The following is a 5919-nucleotide window of genomic DNA, read 5'->3' on the forward strand; positions in this document are numbered from 1 at the left end:
GAGGCCTCGTCGGCCATCAGCGCGCCGACGCCGCCCGAGAGCGTGAACAGGCCGATCGAGCGGTCGCGCGGGCGGCCCGCCACGGCCGCGCTGTGGGCCAGGTCGAAGAACTCCGTGAGGTTGCGCGCGCGCAGCACGCCGTACTGGCGGAACACGGCGTCGTACACCGCGTCGTCGCCCGCCAGCGCGGCGGTGTGCGAGGCCGCGGCCTCGGCGCCCAGCGCGGTGCGCCCGACCTTGACCATCACCACCGGCTTGCCGTTGGCCTGTGCCAGGGCCAGCGCGGCGCGCAGGCGGGGGCCGTCGCGGCAGCCTTCCATGTAGGCCATGATCACGTCGGTGTCGGGGTCCTGCGCGAGCCAGGCCAGGCAGTCGGCGACCTGCACGTCGGCCTCGTTGCCGGTGGTGGCCCACAGCGACAGGCCGACGCCGCGCGCCCGCGCCATCGCGTAGGCATAGGCGCCGAACGCGCCCGACTGGCTCACCAGCCCGATGCGCCCCGGCATCACGCGGCCCACGCCGGGCGCCGGCGAGAAGGTGGCGTACACGTGGCGCGCGATGTTCATGAAGCCCAGGCAGTTGGGGCCGACCAGCCGCACGCCCGCGGCACGCGCCTTGTCGCCCAGCCGCGCCTGCGCCGCCGCGCCCTCGGCGCCCACTTCGGCAAAGCCCGAGGAGAACAGCACCACGCCCTTCACGCCCGCCGCGATGGCGTCGTCGAGCGCGCCGTCGACCAGCGCCGACGGCACCGCGAGGATGGCCAGGTCCACCGGCTGGCCGATGGCGCGCAGGCTGGGGTAGGCCGGCAGGTCCTGGATGCGGTCGGCGTTCGGGTTGACCGGGTACAGCGCGCCCTCGAAGCCGAAGCGGCGCTGGTAGTCGACGGGAATGCCGCCGATCTTCTGCGCGTTGGACGAGGCGCCGACCACCGCGATGGCACGCGGCGCGAACAGCGCCGAGAGGGATTCGGCTTGCGAAGAGAAGAAGTCCATGGGCATGTCGGGGGTCGGAAGTCAGAAGTTGTGGCGGATGCCGGTGGCGAGCACGCGCACGTCGTTGCCGCTGTTCGGCGTGACGGCGATGGTCGCGAGCGAGGCCGAGGCGCCGTGCCGGTTCAGCAGGCGCAGCCAGCGCGCGTAGACCACGGTGCGCTTGCTCAGGTAGTAGTCGTAGCCCAGCGTCCACGCCAGCTGCGAGCGTTCGCTCTCGGCCACCTTGCGCTGCGTGGCGCCGAAGATCAGGTTCGAGGCCGGCGTCACGTTGTAGGTGGCGCCCAGGTTCACGAGCTTCGCGGTCGGCACGCCGGGCAGGCTCGAGGCGTTGCGCACGTAGCTGGCGTACAGCTGCAGGCCGATGGAGGGCAGCTCGTAGGAGCCGGTCAGCGCCTGGTAGGTCGTGGTGGCGGGCGAGGCCACGGGCGCCGCCGCCGAGCCCGAGCGCGCGCGCTGGAAGGCGTAGGCGATGTAGTAGGGCTTGCGCGCCCAGCCGATGTTGCCGCCGTAGACGTTGCCGCTCTGGTGGCTCGGCGCGCTCGATTCGCCGGGCGCGTAGGCGAGGTCGGCAAAGAACTCCATGCTGGCCGGCGTGCGGTAGCGCACCATGTTGCTGGCGCGGGCCGCGAAGGGCGTGAGGCCGGGTTGCGCGTCGGTGGCCGCCACCAGGTTGATGGGCGAGAACACCGAGTTCAGGCCGTAGGGGTCGGCCTTGAACAGCGCGTAGAACATCGGCGTGTACATGCGACCCGCGTCGATCTGCCCCCACGGCGCCGAGAAGCCGACGAAGGACTGCCGGCTGAACGACATCGCGGGGCCCGGCAGCGTGCCGTTGCCGGTGTCGGGCGCAAAGCCGCTCTCCAGCGTGAAGTGCGCGCCCAGGCCGCCGCCCAGGTCCTCGGTGCCGCGAAAGCCGATGCGCGAGGCGGTCTGGCCGCCGTCCTCCAGCCGCGTGGAGGAGGCGGGGCCCGACCTGGCGTGCGCCACGTACAGGTCGAGCGTGCCGTAGACGGTCACGGTGCTTTGCGCGGACGCAAGGGCGCAGGCCGCGAGCGCGAGGGCCGCGGTGGCTGTCTTCTTCATTTGGGTTGTCTCCGGTGTGGCCGGTCGCCTGCGGGGGCAGGGCGGTGCCGCCTGTGTGCTTGTCGATGTCCGGGGCTTACGATAGAAATGAAGGGCCCCCGAATCTGTCAACGCTTTGACAGATTCGTGAACACCAGGGCAGGGAGAACCCGCTGACCCGACCACCTGCAACCACCCCTCCCGACGCCGAAGACAGCGCCGAGCTGCTCGACCGCGCGCTGCGCTGGAACGAGCTGTTTTCCCAATGGCCCGACGCGCGCCGCGCCGAGCTCATGAAGTCGGCGCGGCTGGTGCGCTACCGCCGCCGCACGCAGGTGCTGGCGCGCGACCGCCACAAGCGCGAACTGCTGGCGGTGGTGTCAGGCTGCCTGGAGATCAGCAGCATGAGCCCGCAGGGGCGCAAGTACGTCAACGCGCTGCTCGGCCCCGGCCAGGTGGCGCCGCTGGTGCGCCTGCTCGAGGACGTGCCGCTGCCCTACGACTACCACGCGCACGAAGACTCGGTGATCGTCCACCTGCCCAGCGACGCCGTGATCGCGGTGCTCGACGCCGAGCCCGCGCTGTGGCGCGGCGTGGCCCGGCTGGGCCTGAAGCGCCAGCGGCTGAGCGTGGTGCTGCTGCAGAACCAGATGCTGAACTCGGTGCGCGGGCGCGTGGCCGCCACGCTGATGAGCGTGATCCACTTCTACGGCATGCAGGTGGAGGCCGCCGCGAGCCTGCCGGTGCGGCTGTCGCAGAACGACCTCGCGGCGATGCTGGGGCTGTCGCGCCAGACCATCAACAAGGAGCTGGGGCGGCTGGTCGCGGAAGGCGTGATCGACATGAGCTACAAGCGCATCCGCATCGTGGACCCCGACCAGCTCGCGGTCATCGCGACCGGCACCGGGCCGCAGTGAGCGGCGCGCACCGCAGCGCGCGGGCTCAGGGGTGGATCTTCTCGCCCTTGGCCAGCATCTCGACGAACTGCGCGATGCGCCGGGCGCGCGTCTCGGGCTTCTTCGCACCCTGGGTGCGGAACAGCACGGCGAAGCGGTTGCGCGCATCGAGCGTGGCGAAGAAGGCCTTGGCCTTGCGGTTGGCGTCGAGCGCGGCCTGCAGGTCGGGCGGCACGGTGGCCACGCTCGGGGCGTCGTAGGCCGCCTCCCAGCGGCCGTCGGCGCGGGCACGCTCCACCTCGGCCAGGCCGCCGGGCTGCATGCGGCCCTCGTCGATGAGCTTCAATGCCTTGTCGCGGTTGATCTTCGACCAGATGCTGCGCGCGGTGCGCGGCGTGAAGCGCTGCAGGAAGAACTGCGCGTCCTGGCTCTTGCGCTGGCCGTCGATCCAGCCGAAGCACAGCGCGATCTCCAACGCCTCGGGGTGGTCGACGGAGGCGATGCCGCTGGCCTTCTTCGCGATGCGCAGCCAGACGCCGGCGTGGCTCGCATGGTGTTTCTTGTACCAACGCAGCAGTGCGGCGGCGTCGGCGCATTCGAGCGGCGTGTCGTCGACGATGCGGTCGGTCTTGACCGCGGTCTTCTTCGCCGCCGGGCTCATGGCACCCACCAGTAGCGCAGCGCGTGGAAGTAGATCGGCGCCGCGAAGATCACCGAGTCGAGCCGGTCGAGCATGCCGCCGTGGCCTTCGATCATGGAGCCCCAGTCCTTCACGCCGCGGTCGCGCTTGATGGCCGACATCACCAGCCCGCCGAAGAAGCCCAGGAGGCAGATCATGAAGGCCATGAGCGCCGCCTGCCACGGGTTGAAGGGCGTGGCCCAGTACAGCGCCGCGCCCATCGCGGTGGCGCTGGCCACGCCGCCGATCAGGCCTTCCCAGGTCTTGGAGGGCGAGAGTTCGGGCGCGACCTTGCGTTTGCCGAAGAGCTTGCCCCACACGTACTGCAGCACGTCGCTGCCCTGCACCACGATGACCAGGAAGGCGATCAGCAGCAGGTTGCGGCCCTCGAAGCCCGGGATCTGCAGCGTGAGCAGCGCCGGCACGTGGCTGATGCAGAACACGCACACCATCAGGCCCCACTGGATCTTCGAGGTGCGCTCCAGGAAGCGCTGCGTGTCGCCGCCCACGGCCGCCAGAATCGGCAGCAGCAGGAAGGCGTAGACCGGGATGTAGATCGAGTACAGCCCGTACCAGTCGATCCAGATCAGGAAGTACTGGCCCGGCAGCGCCACGAAGAAGGCCAGCGCGATCGCGCCGTGGTCGCCGCGCCGCGTGTAGGCCAGGCTGATGAACTCGCGCAGCGCATAGAACGAGATCAGGTAGAACAGCACGATCACGCCGCCCTTGCCGAAGGCGAAGGCCAGGCCGATCACCGCCACCATCACCCACCACGCATTGACGCGCGAGTTGAGGTTGTCGATCACCGAGTGCGGCTGGCCGTGCGCCACGCGCCACTTGAGCAGCGCACCGATCGAAGAGGCCAGCACGAGCACGCCGAAGACGCCGCCGAAGAGCTTGAAGGTGGTCCAGGCGAAGGGGGACATTTCGATCACGAGGCGGTCCCTCCGTTGGGTTCGATGCGGTCGTACTCGGGGCGCAGGTCGAGCATGGCCGTGCGTGCGCGGGCGAGGAAGGCGACCTTGTCTTCGCCTTCCTCGAGCTGGATCGGCGCGCCGAAGCGCACCGTGCAGGCCAGCGGGATCGGCACCAGCGTGCCCTTGGGCAGCACGCGCTTGAGGTTCTCGATCCACACCGGCACCAGCCGCACGGTGGGGCAGGCGCGCGCCAGGTGGAAGAGGCCGCTTTTCAGCGGCAGCAGGATGTCGTCGCCCGTGTTGCGCGTGCCCTCGGGGAACATGATGAGCGAGTCGCCGCCTTCCAGCGCTTCCTTCATCTGGTCGACCGGGTTGCCGCCCTGGCCCGAGCCGTCGCGGCGGATCATGAGCGCGTTGAACACGTCCTTGCCGATGAAGTTGCGCAGCTTCGAGGCCTCCCAGTAGTCCTGGCCGGCCACGGGCCGCGTGAGCGCGCGCAGGTCGGAGGGCAGCGTGGCCCACAGCAGCACGAAGTCGCCGTGGCTGGTGTGGTTGGCGAAGTACAGCGTCTGCTCGGCCTTGGGCGTGGTGCCCGACCAGATGGCGCGCACGCCGGTCAAGAGGCCGGCCGCGCCGATGATGAGCTGGCCCGCCACCACCGCGAGCCCGCGGCGCACGATGGCGCCGGGGCGGGCGCTGTCGTTGCCGTCGCTGCTGCTGCTGTCGTTCTTGTTGTTGCCGTTGTCGTTGTTCAAGCGAGTTCCTGTGTCATGAGGGCGAGTAGGAAGAGCGCGTTCTGGCAGGCGATCACGATGGCGTGGCGCTGCATCAGTTGGCGGGTTCCCTGCACGCGGTCGGCGAGCGCGCGGGCGTTGGGCTGCGGCGGCGGGTCGCGCAGCCCGAGCACGGACAGGGCGTTGTCCATCGCGCCCAGCGAGGCGATCTGGCCGTTGGCCAAGCCTTCGAACAGCGCCTGGTCCAGCCGCAGCCGGAAGGCGAAGTAGCGTTCGAGCACGCCCAGCACCATCACCGCGGCAAAAGCTAGGATGGCGGTGTTCGAGAGCCCGCGCAGCGTGAGCGCCAGCACCAGGGCGGCGATGCAGGTGAGCGCGAAGCCCCAGAGGGCGAGCATGGCCGCCGCGCGCAGCAGGCCGGCCAGGGTGGTGCAGGTGGCGCGTTCGTTGTCAGTCATGGCGCGAAGGTGTTCCAAGGGGTTCGAGTGCGGTACGCCAGGCGGCGTGCAGCACGATCTGCGGGCGGGCGCGGCGCACGGCGTCTTCGGCCTGTGCCAGGCCGTGGTCGCGGCCCAGCCAGGCGATCACGGCGGCGGCGCTGCGCGAGAAGCCCAGCGCGCAGCAGACCCAGACCGTGGA

Annotated in this window: 8 protein-coding genes; 1 reads left to right on the plus strand and 7 read right to left on the minus strand. The window is 70.5% G+C overall.

Annotated features, from left to right (window positions below; all coding sequences use genetic code 11):
- On the minus strand, nucleotides 1-992 hold a 992-nt coding region (locus VBO01S_RS30510; RefSeq protein WP_174543718.1), incomplete at its 3' end, for a CoA-binding protein.
- A gap of 21 nt (nucleotides 993-1013) precedes the next feature.
- Nucleotides 1014-2075 carry a porin gene (locus VBO01S_RS30515; RefSeq protein WP_062482716.1) on the minus strand — a complete coding sequence of 354 codons (1062 nt, stop codon included), beginning with the start codon at nucleotides 2073-2075 and terminating at the stop codon, nucleotides 1014-1016.
- A 272-nt stretch (nucleotides 2076-2347) separates the two neighbouring features.
- Between VBO01S_RS30515 and VBO01S_RS30520 the strand changes: the two genes are divergently transcribed.
- Complete coding sequence (locus VBO01S_RS30520) at nucleotides 2348-2971, plus strand: Crp/Fnr family transcriptional regulator (RefSeq protein ID WP_223301435.1); 624 nt, start codon at nucleotides 2348-2350, stop codon at nucleotides 2969-2971.
- Between the two features lie 25 nt (nucleotides 2972-2996).
- Here the strand turns inward: VBO01S_RS30520 and VBO01S_RS30525 are convergent, their stop codons facing one another.
- The 5 genes from VBO01S_RS30525 to VBO01S_RS30545 form a co-directional block, all read right to left on the minus strand.
- A complete protein-coding gene (locus VBO01S_RS30525) occupies nucleotides 2997-3611 on the minus strand; it encodes a YdeI/OmpD-associated family protein (RefSeq protein WP_062482720.1) in 615 nt (204 codons plus the stop codon).
- Complete coding sequence (locus VBO01S_RS30530; protein ID WP_174543720.1) at nucleotides 3608-4555, minus strand: phosphatidate cytidylyltransferase; 948 nt, start codon at nucleotides 4553-4555, stop codon at nucleotides 3608-3610. The genes VBO01S_RS30525 and VBO01S_RS30530 overlap by 4 nt, the downstream gene beginning before the upstream one ends.
- A gap of 5 nt (nucleotides 4556-4560) precedes the next feature.
- Complete coding sequence (locus VBO01S_RS30535) at nucleotides 4561-5226, minus strand: lysophospholipid acyltransferase family protein (RefSeq protein ID WP_062482726.1); 666 nt, start codon at nucleotides 5224-5226, stop codon at nucleotides 4561-4563.
- 71 nt (nucleotides 5227-5297) lie between these two features.
- Nucleotides 5298-5738, minus strand: a complete 441-nt coding sequence (locus VBO01S_RS30540) for a hypothetical protein (protein WP_062482724.1) — start codon at nucleotides 5736-5738, stop codon at nucleotides 5298-5300.
- A partial coding sequence (locus VBO01S_RS30545) for a protein-tyrosine phosphatase family protein (RefSeq protein WP_174543719.1) occupies nucleotides 5731-5919 on the minus strand: 189 nt, incomplete at its 5' end. The genes VBO01S_RS30540 and VBO01S_RS30545, both read right to left, overlap by 8 nt.

Source organism: Variovorax boronicumulans NBRC 103145, from assembly GCF_001591345.1.
In the GTDB taxonomy this organism is placed as follows: domain Bacteria; phylum Pseudomonadota; class Gammaproteobacteria; order Burkholderiales; family Burkholderiaceae_C; genus Variovorax; species Variovorax boronicumulans.